Origin of the sequence: Acinetobacter apis, from assembly GCF_900197575.1 — a bacterium.
In the GTDB taxonomy this organism is placed as follows: domain Bacteria; phylum Pseudomonadota; class Gammaproteobacteria; order Pseudomonadales; family Moraxellaceae; genus Acinetobacter; species Acinetobacter apis.
This window is the reverse complement of record NZ_FZLN01000001.1, coordinates 680663-698871: the sequence shown is the minus strand read 5'-3', so window position 1 is coordinate 698871 and position 18209 is coordinate 680663. Positions and strand designations below refer to the sequence as shown.

At 38.7% G+C, this 18209-nt stretch carries 23 protein-coding genes; 15 read left to right on the top strand and 8 right to left on the bottom strand.

Annotated elements, in window-relative coordinates; all coding sequences use genetic code 11:
* The first annotated feature begins 58 nt into the window (after window positions 1-58).
* Together CFY84_RS03240 and proC are read left to right on the top strand one after the other, a co-directional pair.
* Window positions 59-532: an Lrp/AsnC ligand binding domain-containing protein gene (locus CFY84_RS03240; protein WP_088822755.1), complete on the top strand. Its 474-nt coding sequence runs from the start codon at window positions 59-61 to the stop codon at window positions 530-532.
* A 201-nt stretch (window positions 533-733) separates the two neighbouring features.
* Window positions 734-1564 (top strand): pyrroline-5-carboxylate reductase, encoded by an 831-nt coding sequence (gene proC / locus CFY84_RS03235; RefSeq protein WP_088822754.1) that lies wholly within the window; start codon window positions 734-736, stop codon window positions 1562-1564.
* Between the two features lie 49 nt (window positions 1565-1613).
* On the opposite strand, the gene CFY84_RS03230 is transcribed toward proC, so the two are convergent.
* From CFY84_RS03230 to CFY84_RS03210, 5 genes are all read right to left on the bottom strand, one after another.
* Window positions 1614-2411 carry a thiazole synthase gene (locus CFY84_RS03230; RefSeq protein ID WP_088822753.1) on the bottom strand — a complete coding sequence of 266 codons (798 nt, stop codon included), beginning with the start codon at window positions 2409-2411 and terminating at the stop codon, window positions 1614-1616.
* 13 nt (window positions 2412-2424) lie between these two features.
* Window positions 2425-2625: a sulfur carrier protein ThiS gene (gene thiS, locus CFY84_RS03225; RefSeq protein WP_088822752.1), complete on the bottom strand. Its 201-nt coding sequence runs from the start codon at window positions 2623-2625 to the stop codon at window positions 2425-2427.
* Window positions 2626-2628: 3 nt separating this feature from the next.
* Window positions 2629-2994, bottom strand: coding sequence for a DUF423 domain-containing protein (locus tag CFY84_RS03220; RefSeq protein WP_088822751.1), 366 nt, complete (start codon window positions 2992-2994; stop codon window positions 2629-2631).
* Window positions 2995-3150: 156 nt separating this feature from the next.
* Window positions 3151-4020 carry an RNA polymerase sigma factor RpoH gene (gene rpoH, locus CFY84_RS03215; RefSeq protein ID WP_088822750.1) on the bottom strand — a complete coding sequence of 290 codons (870 nt, stop codon included), beginning with the start codon at window positions 4018-4020 and terminating at the stop codon, window positions 3151-3153.
* Window positions 4021-4141: 121 nt separating this feature from the next.
* Window positions 4142-4393: a sulfurtransferase TusA family protein gene (locus CFY84_RS03210; protein ID WP_088822749.1), complete on the bottom strand. Its 252-nt coding sequence runs from the start codon at window positions 4391-4393 to the stop codon at window positions 4142-4144.
* 373 nt (window positions 4394-4766) lie between these two features.
* Here CFY84_RS03210 and CFY84_RS03205 point away from each other — a divergent pair, with 373 nt between their 5' ends.
* From CFY84_RS03205 to CFY84_RS03160, 10 genes are all read left to right on the top strand, one after another.
* A complete protein-coding gene (locus CFY84_RS03205) occupies window positions 4767-4979 on the top strand; it encodes a cold-shock protein (RefSeq protein WP_088822748.1) in 213 nt (70 codons plus the stop codon).
* A gap of 102 nt (window positions 4980-5081) precedes the next feature.
* On the top strand, window positions 5082-6233 hold the full coding sequence (gene rhlB, locus CFY84_RS03200) for an ATP-dependent RNA helicase RhlB (protein ID WP_088822747.1): 1152 nt from the start codon (window positions 5082-5084) through the stop codon (window positions 6231-6233).
* Between the two features lie 180 nt (window positions 6234-6413).
* On the top strand, window positions 6414-7007 hold the full coding sequence (locus tag CFY84_RS03195) for a nitroreductase family protein (protein WP_088822746.1): 594 nt from the start codon (window positions 6414-6416) through the stop codon (window positions 7005-7007).
* A 3-nt stretch (window positions 7008-7010) separates the two neighbouring features.
* The gene (locus CFY84_RS03190) at window positions 7011-8081 is read left to right on the top strand and encodes an NAD(P)H-dependent glycerol-3-phosphate dehydrogenase (RefSeq protein WP_088822745.1); all 1071 of its coding nucleotides are present in this window, start codon (window positions 7011-7013) and stop codon (window positions 8079-8081) included.
* A 21-nt stretch (window positions 8082-8102) separates the two neighbouring features.
* A complete protein-coding gene (locus CFY84_RS03185) occupies window positions 8103-8570 on the top strand; it encodes a SixA phosphatase family protein (RefSeq protein ID WP_088822744.1) in 468 nt (155 codons plus the stop codon).
* Window positions 8571-8721: 151 nt separating this feature from the next.
* Entirely contained in the window at window positions 8722-9726 is a 1005-nt protein-coding gene (locus CFY84_RS03180; protein ID WP_088822743.1) for a quinone-dependent dihydroorotate dehydrogenase, read from the top strand.
* Between the two features lie 2 nt (window positions 9727-9728).
* Window positions 9729-10313 carry a CvpA family protein gene (locus CFY84_RS03175; protein ID WP_088822742.1) on the top strand — a complete coding sequence of 195 codons (585 nt, stop codon included), beginning with the start codon at window positions 9729-9731 and terminating at the stop codon, window positions 10311-10313.
* Window positions 10314-10336: 23 nt separating this feature from the next.
* Window positions 10337-11875: an amidophosphoribosyltransferase gene (purF, locus tag CFY84_RS03170; protein WP_088822741.1), complete on the top strand. Its 1539-nt coding sequence runs from the start codon at window positions 10337-10339 to the stop codon at window positions 11873-11875.
* A gap of 99 nt (window positions 11876-11974) precedes the next feature.
* The gene (locus CFY84_RS03165; RefSeq protein WP_228149582.1) at window positions 11975-13861 is read left to right on the top strand and encodes a M48 family metalloprotease; all 1887 of its coding nucleotides are present in this window, start codon (window positions 11975-11977) and stop codon (window positions 13859-13861) included.
* 54 nt (window positions 13862-13915) lie between these two features.
* Window positions 13916-14605 carry a hypothetical protein gene (locus CFY84_RS03160; protein ID WP_088822740.1) on the top strand — a complete coding sequence of 230 codons (690 nt, stop codon included), beginning with the start codon at window positions 13916-13918 and terminating at the stop codon, window positions 14603-14605.
* 53 nt (window positions 14606-14658) lie between these two features.
* Here the strand turns inward: CFY84_RS03160 and CFY84_RS03155 are convergent, their stop codons facing one another.
* Both CFY84_RS03155 and rpsU read right to left on the bottom strand, forming a co-directional pair.
* On the bottom strand, window positions 14659-15108 hold the full coding sequence (locus CFY84_RS03155) for a GatB/YqeY domain-containing protein (protein WP_088822739.1): 450 nt from the start codon (window positions 15106-15108) through the stop codon (window positions 14659-14661).
* Window positions 15109-15132: 24 nt separating this feature from the next.
* A complete protein-coding gene (rpsU, locus tag CFY84_RS03150; RefSeq protein WP_004652785.1) occupies window positions 15133-15348 on the bottom strand; it encodes a 30S ribosomal protein S21 in 216 nt (71 codons plus the stop codon).
* A gap of 146 nt (window positions 15349-15494) precedes the next feature.
* Here rpsU and tsaD point away from each other — a divergent pair, with 146 nt between their 5' ends.
* Window positions 15495-16505, top strand: a complete 1011-nt coding sequence (gene tsaD, locus CFY84_RS03145) for a tRNA (adenosine(37)-N6)-threonylcarbamoyltransferase complex transferase subunit TsaD (protein ID WP_088822738.1) — start codon at window positions 15495-15497, stop codon at window positions 16503-16505.
* Window positions 16506-16545: 40 nt separating this feature from the next.
* Here the strand turns inward: tsaD and CFY84_RS03140 are convergent, their stop codons facing one another.
* The gene (locus tag CFY84_RS03140; RefSeq protein WP_088823375.1) at window positions 16546-16758 is read right to left on the bottom strand and encodes a DUF1653 domain-containing protein; all 213 of its coding nucleotides are present in this window, start codon (window positions 16756-16758) and stop codon (window positions 16546-16548) included.
* 226 nt (window positions 16759-16984) lie between these two features.
* Between CFY84_RS03140 and CFY84_RS03135 the strand changes: the two genes are divergently transcribed.
* The gene (locus CFY84_RS03135) at window positions 16985-17569 is read left to right on the top strand and encodes an IMPACT family protein (RefSeq protein ID WP_088822737.1); all 585 of its coding nucleotides are present in this window, start codon (window positions 16985-16987) and stop codon (window positions 17567-17569) included.
* A 56-nt stretch (window positions 17570-17625) separates the two neighbouring features.
* Window positions 17626-18183 (top strand): acyltransferase, encoded by a 558-nt coding sequence (locus CFY84_RS03130; protein ID WP_213062823.1) that lies wholly within the window; start codon window positions 17626-17628, stop codon window positions 18181-18183.
* The last annotated feature ends 26 nt before the right edge of the window (window positions 18184-18209 follow it).

Sequence of the window (18209 nt, the reverse complement as noted above, 5' to 3'; positions counted from 1 at the left end):
GTTTTATCAAGGTAAAAAAAGTTTATTTTATTTTAAATTGAGTAAATAGAGCGAAATAATGCGGAAACTTGATCGGATAGATTATCAAATTCTTGATTTATTGCAGCAAGATGGAAGAATGGCTATCAGTGAGCTTGCATCAAAGGTTAATTTATCGACTACACCATGTTCTGAGCGTGTAAAGCGTTTAGAACGAGATGGTGTAATTACAGGCTATCATGCACGCATTCATCCTGCACATGTTGAACGTAGTTTATTGGTATTCTTGGAGATCAAATTATCTGCTAAATCTGGAGATGTATTCGAAACAGTTGCAAGTAATTTATCTGAAATTCCTGAAGTGCTTGAGTGTCATCTCATTTCGGGCGAGTTTGATTATTTAGTCAAAGCGAGATTAAAAGAAATGGCAGCTTATCGTCGTTTATTGGTTGATATTTTAAAAAAACTGCCTGCATCTGCATCATCACATAGCTATATTGTGATGGAAGAAATCAAAGAATCTTTATATTTAGATTTAAAAAAACGTTATTGATACGTATTGGCTCAATGAAATGGCTTGAGCAGATGATCGAAGACAGATGATATGTCTTGTAAAATGAGACATTTAAATTATGCAACAGTCCGACACAACATCGTTACCGATGAAATCATGAGATAGTCAAAAAGAACGATACAATATACTTGCTTTAGCCTATATCAACACGTAATCACACTATAAAAGGAAGATGAAAACATGACTCAGCGTAAAATTACTTTTATTGGCGGCGGCAATATGGCAACAGCCATTATTTCAGGTTTAATTGCCTCAGGTTATGATAAAAAATCGATTACTGTTGCTGTTCCAAGTGAAGCAAGTCAAACGCGTATTGCCGCGCAATTTGGTGTGATAACCACCTCTGATAATATCGGGGCGGTAAAGGATGCAGATGTTGTGGTGTTATCAGTTAAACCACAAATTATGAAATCTGTATGTTTAGCATTAAAAGATCATATCGATATTGAAAAACAACTGTTTTTAACCATTGCTGCAGGAACACCTGTTCAGTTATATCAAGACACTTTGGGTGCTGCTGTTAAACTAATTCGTGTCATGCCAAATACACCGTCTTTGGTAGGCGAAGGGGTTAGCGGACTTTATGCAGATGCAGAAGTGACAGTGGATGATAAAAGCTTTGCTGCTTATTTGATGAGCGCAGTTGGTAAAGTGGTTTGGGTGCAACATGAACATGAAATTAATCACATCATCGCACTCTCAGGCAGCGCACCTGGCTATTTCTTCTTATTTTTAGAGGCCATTCAAGACAAAGCAGAGAAGCTTGGTTTTTCAAGTCAACAAGCACGTGAAGTGATCTTGCAAACAGCCAAAGGGATTGTTGCTTTAGCAGAACATGACCAAGAGATTTCATTTGGGCAACTTAGACAAAATGTCATGTCTAAAGGTGGGACAACTGTAGAGGCATTAAGCGTGTTTGAAAAGCATCAATTTAAGCAAATTGTCGATGAAGCAATGCAGGCAGCCATTCGCCGTGCTCAAGAAATGGAAGTTGAACTTTTAAAGCAATAAATTCATCGGTTGTTTAATTGACTTTATTAAACAACCGATCATATAGGGCTTATTTAAAGAAGTAACCTGTTTCAGGTGAGCTTGCCGATGCAATTCGTTTTCTTGGCATACGACCTGCGAGGTAAGCCTCTCTGCCGGCCTCAACCGCTTTTTTCATTGCAGATGCCATTAAAATAGGGTGCTTGGCTTGTGCAATGGCGGTATTCATGAGTACGCCGTCACAACCAAGTTCCATGGCAATAGCAGCATCGCTTGCTGTCCCAACACCCGCATCGACTAAAATAGGAACTTTGGCATTTTCTTTGATAATGGATAATGTATGTGGGTTTAAAATACCAAGCCCTGAGCCAATTAAGCTGCCAAGTGGCATAATGGCAACACAGCCCATACTTTCTAATTCTTGAGCCACAATAGGGTCATCTGATGTGTAAACCATGACATCAAAGCCATCATTAACAAGAATTTCAGCGGCTTTTAGCGTATGTGTAATGTTTGGATATAATGTTTTTTCATCACCCAAGACTTCAAGTTTCACTAAATTATGACCATCAAGCAATTCACGTGCAAGCATGCAAGTGCGAATTGCTGAGTCTGCATCAAAACACCCTGCAGTATTGGGTAAAATAGTGTATTTTTCAGCTGGTAGGACAGACAATAAATTAGGTTGATCTGGATGTTGACCAATATTCACACGGCGTATTGCGACAGTGACAATTTCAGCATGACTGGCTTGAATTGCAAGATCGGTTTCGGTTAAGTCTTTATATTTTCCTGTACCAACCAAAAGTCTTGATTGGAATGTACGTGAACCAATAATAAGAGGGTCATTTTCGAAATGTTGTTGCATCAGTATGTGTCCTTTAACCACCGCCAACGGCATGAATAACTTCTATTTGATCTTGATCTTGTATGACATATTGCTCAAGTTTAGATTTAGAAACAATGTGCTGATTCACTTCAACGGCAAAACGTTTATTGGTCAAATCAAGCGCATGAATCAACTGTGCTAGGGTTTGATGCTCAGTGTCGGTTGGTGTGCCATTTAAAATAATGTGTGCCATGATTTATCCTTTAAAACGAATGGCTTGCCATGCCAAAACTAACCAACCAATAATCATGAATAGACCACCAATTGGTGTAATGGCACCTAAAATGCGTGGTAAACCAAAGCTCATGCAATATAACGAACCACAAAAAAATAAAATACCAATTTGAATAGAAATAAAGCTGATTTTAATCGGAAACAAAGGAACAGCTTTAACTAAGATGGCTAAAGCCAACAATCCGATCGCATGATAAAAGAAGTATTCCGTTGATGTATGCCACCATGTCAGTTGTTCAGCACTAGCGCGGGTTTTTAAGCCATGTGCACCAAAAGCACCAAGCACAACTGCAATGGCAAGATTAATTGCAGCAATTGCCAACCACATCAGCAGGTTCTCCTAAGTGAATGCAAAAGAAAATAATTGTAGCGCAAGCATTCAGATAAAGGGGAGATGTTTTCATACTTTCTGCTGATATTGCATATGACTCACATTAAAAAGCGACTGTTCTATTTAATATGAACAGTCGCAAAGAGGAGGGGATTAATTGGATGACATAGCAACTTTAATTTTTTCCATGGCATTTTTTTCAAGCTGACGAATACGTTCTGCAGATACATTGTACTCAGCTGCCAAATCATGTAAGGTCGATTTGTCATCATCAAGCCAACGACGTTGCAAAATATTACGAGATCGGTCATCAAGATTATTCATGGCATGATGTAAAGCAGACGTGCTTTGTGCTTCCCAATCTTCTTCTTCTACAACACGTGCAGGGTCATAACGGTTGTCTTCTAAGTATAAAGACGGTGAAACATATTGTGAGCCTTCGTCGTCATCGTCATTTTGTGTTTCAAAAGCGGCATCATAAGAAGTAAGACGCCCCTCCATTTCTAACACTTGCGCTGCAGTGACATTTAAATCTTTAGCAATGGCTTCAGCTTCTTTTAGTGTCAGCTTTTTACTTGATTTTTTTAAACTGCGTAAGTTGAAGAATAGTTTGCGCTGTGCCTTTGTCGTTGCAATTTTAACAATGCGCCAATTACGAATGACGTATTCATGGATTTCAGCTTTAATCCAATGCACTGCGAAAGAAACCAATCTGACCCCCATACTCGGGTCAAATCGTTTAACTGCTTTCATTAAACCCAAGTTGCCTTCTTGAATAAGGTCACCTTGGGGTAAGCCATAGCCTGCGTAGGTACGAGCGATATGTACAACAAAACGTAAATGCGACATGACTAATGTCTTTGCAGCATCGAGGTCTTGGTCATAAAAATAGCGTTCTGCTAAATTTTTTTCTTGTTCAGCAGTCAGTATTGGAATTTGATTGACAGTACTTATATATGCGCCAAGGTTTATACCGGGTGCAGACAATGACAAAGGCATCAATTGATTGCTTCTGTCAGTCATGGGAACTCCTTATAAGGATATGGTCGTACGCGTAAAATTATCATAGTTCGCTTTCTTTTCAGAAATAAGGCGAAATCAGTTTAAAAATGTAAAAATTTATGGATAAATGTATATTTTAACATCAATCCTGCATGTTTTGAGCAATTTCATAATGAAACTCATGGTCAGAGATCATTTGAAAGCGGCACTGCAAATGATGAAGCTGGCAATATCTTAAAATATCGACTTCACTATTTTCATCAGATGAAATTAAGTGAAATTTTGTTTCTGTGATCGAGTTCGCTTTCAGGGCGCGTTTTAGCATAAGAAGTGGCATCGGGCAGGGTTGTCCAATGGCATCTATGGTTACGATTTTGAGCTGACTTGAGTCCATAAACTTTAAAGTAACGTTCTAAAATTTAACATATTATAGCAAATTTAAATGAATAAAATAAACCATATCGACGGGCTTAAAATGAAACGATTACAATAATTTTTTAAGATGCAAAACAAACTGAGAATAGTTGAAAAATGTTCTATGAATTCTCGAATAAGCATGTTACTCTCAAATGGTAATTAAGGCTGAGCCCCATACAGCGATGTATGATGCCTGCTATTAATTCAATTTTTTTTAGGATGTAACCGGATTTTGTTGATAGTTTTACAGAATGATCACAAGTTTAGAAATAATAAAGTTTTTAACCCTTGTTTCCTCTGCTGTTTGCAACACCGGGTGGTCCCCTTTCAATACAACTGAGGATTAACTTATGACAGTACGTGAACAAGGCGTAGTTAAATGGTTCAACGACACTAAAGGTTTTGGATTTATCCAACGCAATGGCGGTGATGACGTATTCGTTCATTTCCGTGCTATTCAAGGTGACGGACATCGCTCTCTACGTGATGGCCAACGCGTTGAATTTAGTGTTGTACAAGGTCAAAAAGGTTTTCAGGCTGAAGAAGTTCAACCTCTAGACTAACATATTTGGCAAATTGCTGAATATGACGCCTCAATGGTTACACATTGAGGCGTTTTTGTTTATAATGCGCTCTATTTCAACCCATCCAGAGATTAAAGTAGAATGTTATTAGGTTTTGAAACCGTTAATTTACATCCTCAGTTGAAACAAGCGATTGACGCACTTGGTTTTAAATCTATGACACCAATTCAGCAGCAGGTGTTAAAATTCACTTTAGCTGGACATGATGCCATCGGTCGTGCTCAAACAGGCACTGGAAAAACAGCAGCTTTTTTAATTAGCATTATTAATGATTTATTGCATAACCCAATTGAAGGAACGCGCTACCGAGGTGAACCGCGCGCTTTAATTTTGGCGCCAACGCGCGAGCTTGCATTGCAAATCGAGCAAGATGCAAAAGAACTCACACAATTTACCAATCTGAATTTACTGACATTGTTGGGTGGTGTTGACTTTGATAAGCAACGAAAACAGCTTGATCAGCATCCGATTGATATTGTGGTTGCCACACCTGGTCGCTTAATTGATTTTACCGAGCAAAAAGAAGTTTGGTTGGATCAAGTTGAATTTTTAGTGATTGACGAAGCAGACCGTTTGCTTGACATGGGCTTTATCCCAAGCGTCAAAAAAATCATTCGTTATTTGCCGAAAAAAGAACAACGCCAAACACTCATGTTCTCTGCAACATTTAGTTATGATGTGTTGAATTTAGCGAGACAATGGTTATTTGAGCCTGTCACAGTTGAAATTGAACCTGAAAAGAAAACCAATGCTGATGTAGAGCAACGCGTTTATATGGTGTCAAACCGTGATAAGTTTAAACTTCTAAAAGATGTTTTGAATCAAGAAAAGATTGATAAGATTGTGATTTTTGCCAATCGACGTGATCAAGTACGAAAAATTTACGATCAGCTTAGAAAAGAAAATTACGCTGTGGTGATGTTGTCAGGTGAAATAGCACAAGACAAACGATTGAAAATGCTTGATCAATTTAAATCAGGTCAGCGTAACATTTTAGTGGCAACAGATGTTGCAGGTCGTGGTATTCATGTTGATGGGGTATCCCATGTAATTAACTATACTTTACCTGAACAGTCAGATGACTATGTGCATCGTATTGGTCGAACTGGACGTGCAGGTGCACAAGGTGTAAGTATTAGTTTCTTGTCTGAAGATGATGCCTTTTACTTGGCAGATATTGAAAAAGCAATTGGCCAAAAGCTTCCTCTGACAAGGTTAGATGGTTATTGCTAACTTGCTAAAAAAAGCCCATTTATGGGCTTTTTTGTTTTATAGACATCTGATTTTTAAAATAATAAAACACGAATTGAGAATCACTTAAAAAATGTATGTTTTTTATTGGTAATTGCACTAGAGTATAAATTTATGAGTATGATAACCTAAAATAATCCTTTTAATTAAACTTGAGTAATTATGACGTTATCAGCGATCAATCTTGTCCATGAAAACATGCATCAGCGTCAATCTGTTGGACATTTAGTTGAACCAGCACCTAATAAAGAGCAATTAGATTTAGCATTTCGTGCTGCGCTGACAGCGCCTGATCATCGCCGTTTAAAACCAACTCGTTTTGTGATTGTTGAAGACCATCAACGGACAGAATTTGGCGATTTGTTGGCGCATGCTATGGCAGACTTTGAGGGGATTGATCCTGTACAAATTGAACGTGCAAAAAATCATCCTTTACGTGCACCAGTTTTGGTACTTGCGTTAACAGAGCTGCAAGACCACCCAAAAGTACCGTTATATGAGCAAATTTTAAGCAGTGGTGCGGCTGTGCAAAACTTTTTATTATCTCTTCAAGTACAAGGTTTTTCAACAATTTGGCGGACAGGGGCTGTGGTAGAATCTACAACATTAAAGCGTGCACTAAAGTTGCAAGAACGTGATTTAATATCAGGCATTATTTATATTGGTACTGCAGATAAAGTGATATCACCACGTGCAGACATTGATCTTACTGAGCATGTTTCGCTTTGGGATGGTCATATTGAGTCAGAGTCATAAGTCATGGTTGAAACAGCATTTCCAGAGTTGGTTGAGCAGCAAAAACCAAAGCCAATCCAGCTTAAAATAGCAGTCCTTGGCGGCGGAAGTTTTGGAACCGCGATTGCCAATACTGCAACTCGAAACGGGTGTGAAACAACACTTTGGATTCGAAATGCAGAAACAGCACAAGAAATTAATCAAACACATATCAATAAAAAATACTTACCTGATTTTGAGCTAGAGCATGCGCTGCATGTGTGTTCTTCGCTTGAAGAAGCTGTTACAGGCAAAGATTTAATTTTTGTTGCTATTCCAAGCCATTCATTTCGAGCTGTGCTACAAGCAATTCGCCCTTATATTAGCTCCCAAGCAGTGATCTCTTTGACCAAAGGAATTGAAGCAGATTCATTTAATTTCATGAGTGAAATTATTCATGATGAATTGCCAGAAGTCCCTTATGGCGTCTTGTCAGGACCAAATTTAGCCAAAGAAATTATTCAAGGGATGCCTGCAGGCACTGTTGTGGCAAGTGGCTCAGAAATGGTTCGATTTTCGGTACAAGATGCTTTACACAGTGCGTTTTTTCGCGTCTTTGCAAGTGATGATGTGCATGGGGTCGAACTTGGTGGCGCATTAAAAAATATTTATGCAGTGGCCATGGGAATGGCAGTAGCTCATAATGTTGGTGAAAATACACGCAGTATGATTTTAACGCGTGCATTGGCTGAAATGAGTCGTTTTGCCGTGAAACTCGGTGCAAATCCGTTAACATTCCTTGGCTTGTCTGGCGTGGGTGATTTATTTGCAACATGTAATAGTGCATTAAGTCGTAATTACCAAGTGGGCTTTGCATTAGGTAAAGGTAAGTCACTTGAGCAAGCTGTGCAGGAACTGGGGCAAACTGCAGAGGGGATTAATACCATTATTCAAGTGAAAAAGCGTGCTTCAGAGCTTGATGTCTATATGCCAATCACCAATGCATTATATGAAGTTATTTTTGAACAAGCGCCTGCGCTCAACATTGCAATGGCTTTAATGAAGAATGGGCATCGGAGTGATGTCGAGTTTGTGTTACCGCACCAAAAGGTATAGTTTTATTCATAAGGAAATCATATGAAATTAACACTTGTAAGACATGGTGAAGCGCATCCTGCAGGAATTGATGGTAATGATTATATCCGTCCATTGACTGAAAAAGGGCATCAACAGGCTGCAAAAACAGCCACGTATTTAAGCAAAAATCTTGCTAAGCCTGATGCATTTGTGGTTAGTCCATTACGTCGTGCACAAGAAACCTTGGCTTATATTCAACAAAAATTTCCATCTACCCCTGTGTTTGAATGTGACACCATTAAACCGGATGATGATGCAAAGAAAGCAGTTGAATGGCTATCTGAATTGGAAGATTACCGCAATATTGTGGTGGTATGTCATATGAATGTGGTTGCTTCTATTGAAGATCGACTGATTCATCAAGGCTTTTATCCTTTCGCACTTGCAGAAGCACGAATCTATGAACAACATGTCATTGCGGAAGGATTGTCGACATTAACAGATGCTTTTATTCCCGATGAAAACTAAGACATATTAACGATTAACGGGATAAATGATGTCACAAAATCCACCATCAGGTATATGACATTTTAATGAAAATAAACAAGGGAAGGCATAGTATTCTAGGCATGAAATGTCCTATAATATCGCAAGTTAAAGTAAATAGACTTGATTGCATATGATGTATTCACTGGCTCGCCCTTTGTTGTTTTCTTTAGCGCCAGAGCGTGCGCATGAACGCACATTATCTTGGTTAAAAACAGCGCATAAATTTGGTTTATTGCGTGCTGAATTTATTACTAAGCCTGTCACTTGTATGGGGATTGAATTTCCAAATCCTGTTGGACTTGCAGCAGGACTTGATAAAAACGGTGATTACATTGATGCCCTTGCATCACTTGGATTCGGTTTTATTGAGATAGGTACAGTCACACCCAAACCACAAGAGGGTAACCCAGAGCCCCGTTTGTTTAGATTACCCAAAGCCAATGCCATTATTAACCGTATGGGATTTAATAATCATGGGGTAGATCAGCTGGTAGAAAATGTTAAAGCGGCTAAATATAAGGGCGTACTTGGCATTAATATTGGTAAAAATGCAGATACACCTGTTGAAAATGCAGTCGATGATTATTTGTATTGCTTTGAAAAAGTTTATAATCATGCATCTTATGTCACCGTTAATATCTCATCTCCCAACACCAAAAATTTACGCAGTTTGCAAAGCGGTGAAGCACTAACTTATTTATTAGAAACGCTAAAAAATCGTCAAGCTGAATTGGCAGAAGAATATCAGCATTATGTACCGCTTGTTTTAAAAGTTGCACCAGATTTAAGTACCGAAGACATTGCATTTATCGCAAAACAGTTATTAGAATATAAAATTGATGGTTTAATTGTAACCAATACCACGCTTTCTAGGGATGGCGTTGAAGGGTTGCCTTCAGCAGATGAAGCCGGTGGATTGTCTGGTGAGCCTGTCTTTGAGAAAAGTACAATTTGTTTGCGAAGTTTTGCAGCTGTATTGAAAAACCAAATTCCATTAATTGGTGTAGGCGGCATTTTAAATGGTGAGCAAGCATTGGCAAAACAACATGCTGGTGCAAGCTTGGTGCAAGTTTACACAGGATTAATTTACACTGGACCTAAATTGGTACAAGAGTGTATCAATACCATGACGTAAACATGAACACCCTTGATATTATTGTATGCATTGTAGTGGTGGTTGGAGGTATAAGCGGTTTGCGACAAGGATTGATACAAGCCTTGGCGAACCTTGTAGGTTGGGTATTGGCACTCTATACAGGCGCTAAATATGCCAATGACGTGGCGCCAATGATGTCTGGTTTGAGCCAAGATATGGTTGTGCAAAAAATTGCAGCTTTTGCTTTTATTGCACTTATCATTATTGTCTTAACTTGGATTGTCTCTGCAATATGTAACAGACTCTTGAAGTCTCTTAATTTGGGCCCAATAAACCGAGTAGCCGGGAGTTGTTTAGGTGTCATTAAAAGTTTATTTGTGGTTCTTATTATGATGCAAGGTGCAGAACCTTGGGTTCATACAGCGCAGAATTGGAAACAGTCAAAAATGGTACAGTTACTGATGCCTTATGCACCTATCGCTACAGAAATTTCTAAAGATGCTGCACAAGAAGCTATACAGCATTTTCATCATTCCGAGGCTCAAACCGAGCCAGCAAACCGCCTTGAGAAGTCGACTATCAAACGACCTGAATCAGGGCATACAATTGAAAATCCTTTTAATTAACCAAGCTTGTCTGCGAGGTCGCTATGTGTGGAGTTGTTGGGATCGCTGGAAAATCACCGGTCAACCAATTATTGTTTGATGCTTTGACGATGTTACAACATCGTGGACAAGATGCTGCGGGTATTGTGACATGCAAAAAAGACCGACTATTCTTGAGAAAAGACAATGGATTGGTACGTGATGTGTTTCATACACGTCATATGCGTGCATTACAAGGTAACTATGGCATTGGTCATGTTCGTTATCCAACAGCAGGTTCATCAAGCAGTGCTGAAGCGCAGCCATTTTATGTCAATTCACCTTATGGGATTACATTGGCGCATAATGGCAATTTAACCAATGCAGATGATATCCGAAAAGATCTGTTTGCTAGTGATTTACGTCACATGAACACAGATTCAGATTCAGAAGTATTATTAAATGTGTTTGCACATGAGCTGCAAAAGTTAAGAACTTTAAAACCAACACCTGAAGACATTTTTTATGCAGTTCACCGTGTTCATCAGCGCTGTCGTGGTGCTTATGGTGTTGTTGCGATGGTCACAGGTCAGGGCTTGGTGGGTTTTCGTGATCCTAATGGTATTCGTCCTTTAATTTACGGTTCTCGTGAAGTTGAAAATGGCCAAAAAGAATATATCATTGCTTCTGAATCCGTTGCGATTACAGCACTTGGCTTTAAAGTTGAACGTGATATTGAACCTGGTGAAGCCATTTATATCGATCAAGAAGGTAATTTATTCTTAAAGCAATGTGCAACTAATCCTCAATATTTTCCATGTATATTTGAGTATGTGTATTTTGCACGTCCAGATGCCATCATTGATGGAATTTCTGTGTATAAAGCACGCCTTAAAATGGGCGAGAAGCTTGCACATCGCATCTTAAAAGATTGGGGTGAGGCACATGACATTGATGTGGTGATACCTATTCCAGATACGAGCCGAACGTCAGCTTTAGAACTTGCCAATATTTTAGGTGTGAAGTTCCGCGAAGGCTTCATGAAAAACCGTTATATCGGTAGAACATTTATTATGCCAGGCCAGCAGCAGCGTAAAAAATCAGTACGCCAAAAGCTAAACCCTGTCGAACTTGAATTTAAAGGTAAAAATGTTTTATTGGTGGATGATTCAATTGTGCGTGGTACAACGTGTAATGAAATCATTCAAATGGCTCGTGATGCAGGTGCCAAAAAAGTCTTTTTTGCGTCAGCAGCGCCGATGGTAAAATATCCGAATGTATATGGCATTGATATGCCTGCTAAAGCAGAATTGATTGCATCAGGTCGTGATGTTGAAGAAATTCGTGAGATTATTGGTGCAGATCGTTTAATCTTCCAAGATTTAGAAGACTTGAAAGAAGCAATTCGTATTCCAAAAGTACCACAAGTTACTGAGTTTGATTGTTCAGTATTTGATGGACAATATGTAACAGGTGATATTGATGAAAAATATTTAAATCACCTTGAGCAATATCGTTCTGATAAAGCAAAGTCAACAGACAAATATATTGATGTGAATATTGATGCAGCTTCAGTTGATCTAACAGGAATTACAGAAGCGTAGTTAAGTTCTCAAATTTTGTTCTGAAATTTTTAAAAAAGCAGGTTTATCCTGCTTTTTTATTTTAATATAGTGTGGCTGTTCCTTTAAAGGCTATAGAAGTTGACTCCTGACCAGATCTCGTCAAAGCATAAAAAAAACTTATTTATTGCAACAGTAATTTGCTTGATTGCAATTTTAGTGACGCTGGCAGTATTGAATTTTTCTTTTGGTTTTGTTGTGTTTTATTTAGACCAAGAGCAATCTGTATGGTGGAATGTTCATAGCCCTGTATTTTTGCTATGGGTAACTGGCATTATGCTCAGTTCAGTTGCATACGAAATTTATATTTTTCGTGAAGGCGGCCACTCGCTCGCAGAGCAAATGAATGCCAGGCGTTTAATTTTGTCTGAGTGTGCGCCAGAAGAGCTGATGGCATTAGAACTCACACAAAAACTTGCAGATCAGTTTCAAGTGAGTACACCTGCTGTATATGTATTGCCTAATGAAATTGGTGTGAATGTACTGACCGCAGGAGTTAATGATTATGACACAGTCATTATTCTGACGTGGGGAGCGCTGCAAAACTTAGATAAACTTGAGTTATATGGGCTATTAAGTTACGCCTTTAATCAAATTATTACAGGTGAAACACGACAAAATATTCGCCTTAAAATATTATTTAGTGCGCTTATCACATTTAACCAACTCGGCAGTGAAATTGCGCGCCGTGGTTTTAATACCAATAAAGACAGTACACAAAATAAATTTGAAACCATACTTGTGGCTGTAGGTGGGATTATTTGGTTGATGGGCAGTTTAGGCTTGTTGGTATCACGCTGTATTAAATACATCACCTTATCAGGCCGAACATTTAAAAATGACATACAAACTAAATTACTAATTGGCAATGATACTAGCTTACAAACCTTGCTAAGAATTTATGTGCATCATGCAGGATCACAAATTCATAGCTCGCATTCAGAAGCGATTGCACACATGTGTTTTGCGAATTCACTGAGTCCACAAAGCTGGTTGAATACCCATCCTGACATTGAACAACGCATTTATAAATTAGATTCCCAAGCATTAAAAGAGCTTAAAATTACCCCTGTAAGTCGTTTGATGCGACCAACAGTATTGCGGTTTTTAAAGCCACATCGACATGTCAATGTCAAACTCAGTCATCGTTGGCAGGCACCAAAACCATTGCCTGTGATTCGGTTTACGCAAATTCGGTTTGTAGATGAAGACCATATTCGACCACTCAGTGCAATGGCGCGACGAGTGGATCAACCGAAGGTCATTCGACGAGCAATGCAAACAGGGACCGGGACAAAAGAGGTATTGGTTGCTATTTTAACATTGCGTCAGCACAGAGCACTGATACCCAAAAGTGCATTAGTCAGCCATGCCATTATTGATGCTTTAATGGCCATTGATCACCGTTTGCATATTCAAATTTTTTTCGATGCTTGTGATTTACTGCCCAAAATGCCAAAAAGCATGGCATATAATTTCTTAACACGCTTAGCATCTGTCATTCAAGCAGATGGAAAAGTTGGCTTGCTTGATATCTTATTGCTTGAAAAGGTCAAATTTCAATTACAAATATTGCCTAAGCATATGCCGACCGCAAGTGAAGTTATTTATAATGAAAAAATTCAATTTATTGATGCATTACTGCATGTGCAAAATCTAACCCGCTATATTGATATGAAAAAAAGAAGTCAGCTTATTCAGCAGCTTTGTCCATGGGTGCAACATGACCAAGACCAAGAGATCAGCAAAACACCTGTTGACCTTGGTGAAATTTTACATCAATTGTCTGGGTTATTATTGCGTGATCGGCTTAAGTTTTTAGATATTGCAGAACAATGTTTATGGAATGACCGTGTCATTACACAAGAGGAATTGGATGTGCTTGAGTTGCTATATTGGCGCTTAGGAATAGAGAATGACATGATGAAAGACCAAGTATTAAAGCGTAATAGCATGTTAATTATTTAAACCATGATGGGATTGAATGATAGAATAACCCTGTAATGAATAAATGATATGAGTATGAGCCAAAATAGATTGCATCATCAACGCCGAGTATTAAGCCATATGGGCATTGATATTTGGGTGACAAGTCGAACTCAGGTTGAAGTTGATCAATCGGCAGAGCAGTTTTGGCGTGATCAAATCAGTGAATCTATTTCTTTAGATGAGCAGTCGCCTATCTCATTACCACAAGAAAAAGCACCCATTGCAGCAGAAAAAGTAGTAGAACCATTACCAAGTCAGGTTAAGCGAACACCTCAGCCATCATCAAATACTGCAGAAGTACAGCATACAGCAGATCATCTGTTGCCTGATGAACATACATTGTCATTACATTCATCAATTGAAACATTTCAATTGATTGCAATTCATACTCAGAAAGTTACGATTTTAGTTAATGCAACAGTATTGTCGGATGATGAAAATTTATTATTGAACAATATCACAAGCAGCATAGATGCAAATCCATATCGGTTAAAATGGCCCTTTGCCATCTCAGTCGCGCTTGAGCAACATGCAATTCATGCCAATATGTATGTGAAAGGATTTTTAGATAGTTTGGGAAATCAGCATTATCTTCTTCTAGGCGAACTTCCTAAAGGAATTACACTGAATATAAGACAAGATTTTAAAATGAATTCATTACAAGAGATGCTTGATCATCCTGAATATAAGCGAACGCTTTGGGATGCGCTAAAAAGAATTTAGTCTAATATTCAGGTGGAATGATCTGCATAAAGATGTGATACCTATTTTAGGTATTACGCGTTAAGTTTTTCTTTAATTTTTACAGATGCTGTAGACGGGTCGGCACGTCCGGCTATGATCGGACGTAGAGAATTCATCACCTTACCCATATCTTTCATGCTAGTTGCATTTTGCTCAGAAATAATCTGAGTAATGATAGAATCAAGTTCTTCCTCAGTCATAGCAACTGGTAGAAATTGAGTTAAGATCTCAATTTCGGCTTGTTCTTTACTAGCTAAATCATCTCTGTTCGCACCTAAAAAGGCTTTGACAGATTCTTTACGTTGTTTAACTTGTTTCTCGACAATCACAAGAACTTGATGGTCATCAAGTTCTATGCGTTCATCAACTTCAATTTGCTTAATTGCGGCCTGTAAACTGCGAATAACAGTCAATGTAGACATTTCTTTTGCGCGCATTGCGCTTTTCAATGCATCCGTAATTTGACTTTTTAAGTTACTCATTGTTAGGCCTCAATCACAAATTAATTAGTAAAGACGAGTTGTACGTACAGATTCGCGAGTTAGTTTCTTTTGGTAGCGCTTAACAGCAGCAGCTTTTTTACGCTTACGCTCTTGCGTAGGTTTTTCATAAAATTCGCGCTTACGAACGTCAGCTAAAACACCTGCTTTTTCGCAAGAACGTTTGAAACGACGGATCGCTACGTCAACTGGTTCGCCTTCTTTCAATTTAACTTGTGGCATGAAGAATCCTCAAAAAGTGTATGGTAGTAACTAAAGCGATATGCTCTAGAAAACAAGTGAAGTGCAGTATTTTACTCATTTACATCTCATACCACAAGCCTATAATAGAAATATGCAGCAGATTGCACATTGAAATAGGCATTTAGATGATTGTTTTAGGTTTAGAAACCTCTTGTGATGAAACAGGTTTGGCACTTTTTGACAGTGAACACGGCTTACTTGGACAAGTTTTATATAGCCAAATTAAATTACATGCTGAATATGGTGGTGTGGTACCTGAATTGGCATCACGTGACCATGTCAGAAAATTGATCCCACTGTTAAATCAGCTTTTATTGCAAGCACATGTCTCCAAACAGCAGATTGATGCAGTGGCGTATACTCGTGGTCCTGGGCTGATGGGCGCATTAATGACAGGTGCATTATTTGGACGTTCACTTGCATTTGCATTAAATAAACCTGCGATTGGTGTGCATCATATGGAAGGGCATTTGCTTGCACCATTATTGTCAGAAACACCCCCTGAATTTCCGTTTGTCGCATTATTGGTTTCTGGTGGGCATACACAACTAATGGCAGCATACGGAATTGGTGAATACGAGATGCTTGGTGAGTCCATTGATGATGCAGCAGGCGAAGCTTTTGATAAAGTGGCTAAAATGATGGGATTACCTTATCCGGGTGGACCAAATATTGCCAAATTAGCAGAAACAGGGAATCCGACGGCATTTGATTTCCCACGTCCGATGCTACATAAAGATTTAGTATTTTCCTTTAGCGGTTTAAAGACTGCCGTATCAGTACAACTGAAAAAATTAGATGGTCAACACGTACAATACCCTGATGTGGCAGCTTCTTTCCAACAGGCAGTGGTTGATACATTGGTGAAAAAGTCTGTTAAAGCACTAAAACAAACAGGTTTAAAACGTTTAGTGATTGCAGGTGGGGTGAGTGCAAATCTTAAACTGCGTGAACAGCTAGAGAAAGAACTCATTAAAATTAAATCCACTGTATATTATGCAGAACCCGCACTCTGTACAGACAATGGTGCCATGATTGCTTTTGCAGGCTATCAGCGCTTAAAAGCAGGTGCTTGTGATGGTTTAGCTGTCACCACCACGCCACGCTGGCCAATGACAGAACTGGTTGCACCTTAGTTAAATTGTGGTGAGAGGCATAAGCCTTGAACCACAAGCGTTATGCAATGTGTTTAAAACGTGGCACAGATTCACCTTGATCAAGCGTGACATAGGACTGAAACATTTCAAGCGGTCTAACCCAAAAAGAATAATCACCATAGAGGCATTGATACATAACCAATTCCTCTTGTGTTTCACTGTGTCTGACAATACCAAAAACTTGATATTTTTGTCCTTTGTAGTGTTGATAGATACCATGCGGAAGTTTCATGTTGTGCCCATTTGAATCATTTAAAATCATAATTTAAAGTGAATACATGCAATGATCAATTCAAATGCGTCAAAATACGTGCGGTAACTTTTGTATACTACCAAGAACACGAATCATTAGCCTAAGCAATGGACAAATTTGATTTATCGATAAGCAAAGGATATTGTTGGTTTTAAAATTTAAAAATATTTTGTAAATAAGTGACATTGAACGAGAATGAAAACGTATGGCTTTTACCATCACTGAAGTAATGACCTTTGAAGAGGATATTAAGAAAAGTCGTTTTCAAGCAATTGCTATTCCGGTTGAAGACGAAGCAGATGCACTACAACGCTTAGCAGATTACAAAGATATTTCTGCATCACATCAATGCTGGGCATGGAAAGTAGGTCATAATATTCGTTTAAATGATGATGGTGAACCGTCAGGCACCGCAGCAAAACCTATTTTAGCCACCATTGAAGGCAATGATTTAACGAATATTTTAGTCATTGTTAGCCGGTGGTATGGTGGTGTGAAGCTCGGGACAGGTGGATTAGTCCGTGCATATGGCGGTTGTGCTGGAAAATGCTTGGCTTTGGTTGAGAAAGTTGAATTGGTTGAGAAAAAACAATTCCAAATTTGTTGTACATTTAGTGAATGGCCAATTTTCCAATATGAATTATCGCAGCTGCATGCAGAACATGCAGAGGATTATCAAAGCGATGGTGTCATGATTGATCTAAAGCTTCAAGTACATCAAGTTGAAGACTTAAATCAAAAGTTGCAAGATTTAACCCGTGGTCGCGAAACCCTTAAGGAACTCGATTGAACTTAGAAGATCCCTTGCTGAAATATCGAGAGCAACATCAGCATCGCTTAAATTATATGCCGTGGCTATATTGGCGTTTAAAACCAAAACATCGCGAGTGGGCGGTGGCATGGCAAAAAGACTATCAAGCATACTTACAAGATATGGAAACGGTTCATATTGGTGAGAATGTCTTTATTTCACCACTTGCCCATATTTTTGCGGAACCTGGACGTCCAATTTATATAGGAGATCACTCCTTTATTGCAGCAGATTGTGTATTACATGGTCCACTGAACATTGGTGCGGAGGTGGCGATTAATCATCATAGTATTTTAGATGGTGGACGAGTGGGGATCACTATTCATGATCAAGCACGATTGGCAGCTTATACGCACTTATATGCCTTTGAACATGGAATTTCCCTTGATGAACCAATGTATCAGCAACCTGTCACTTCGAAAGGTATTATTATTGGTCGTGATGTTTGGCTAGGTGCATATGTGGGCGTAAAAGATGGTGTTATCATTGCAGATCATGCAGTGGTTGGAATGAACAGCATGGTGACTAAAAATGTCGCTGAAAAGACCATTGTCGCAGGAAATCCTGCACGATTTATTAAATATAGAGATTAAATCAGTGATTTTGCGGTTTATTACTG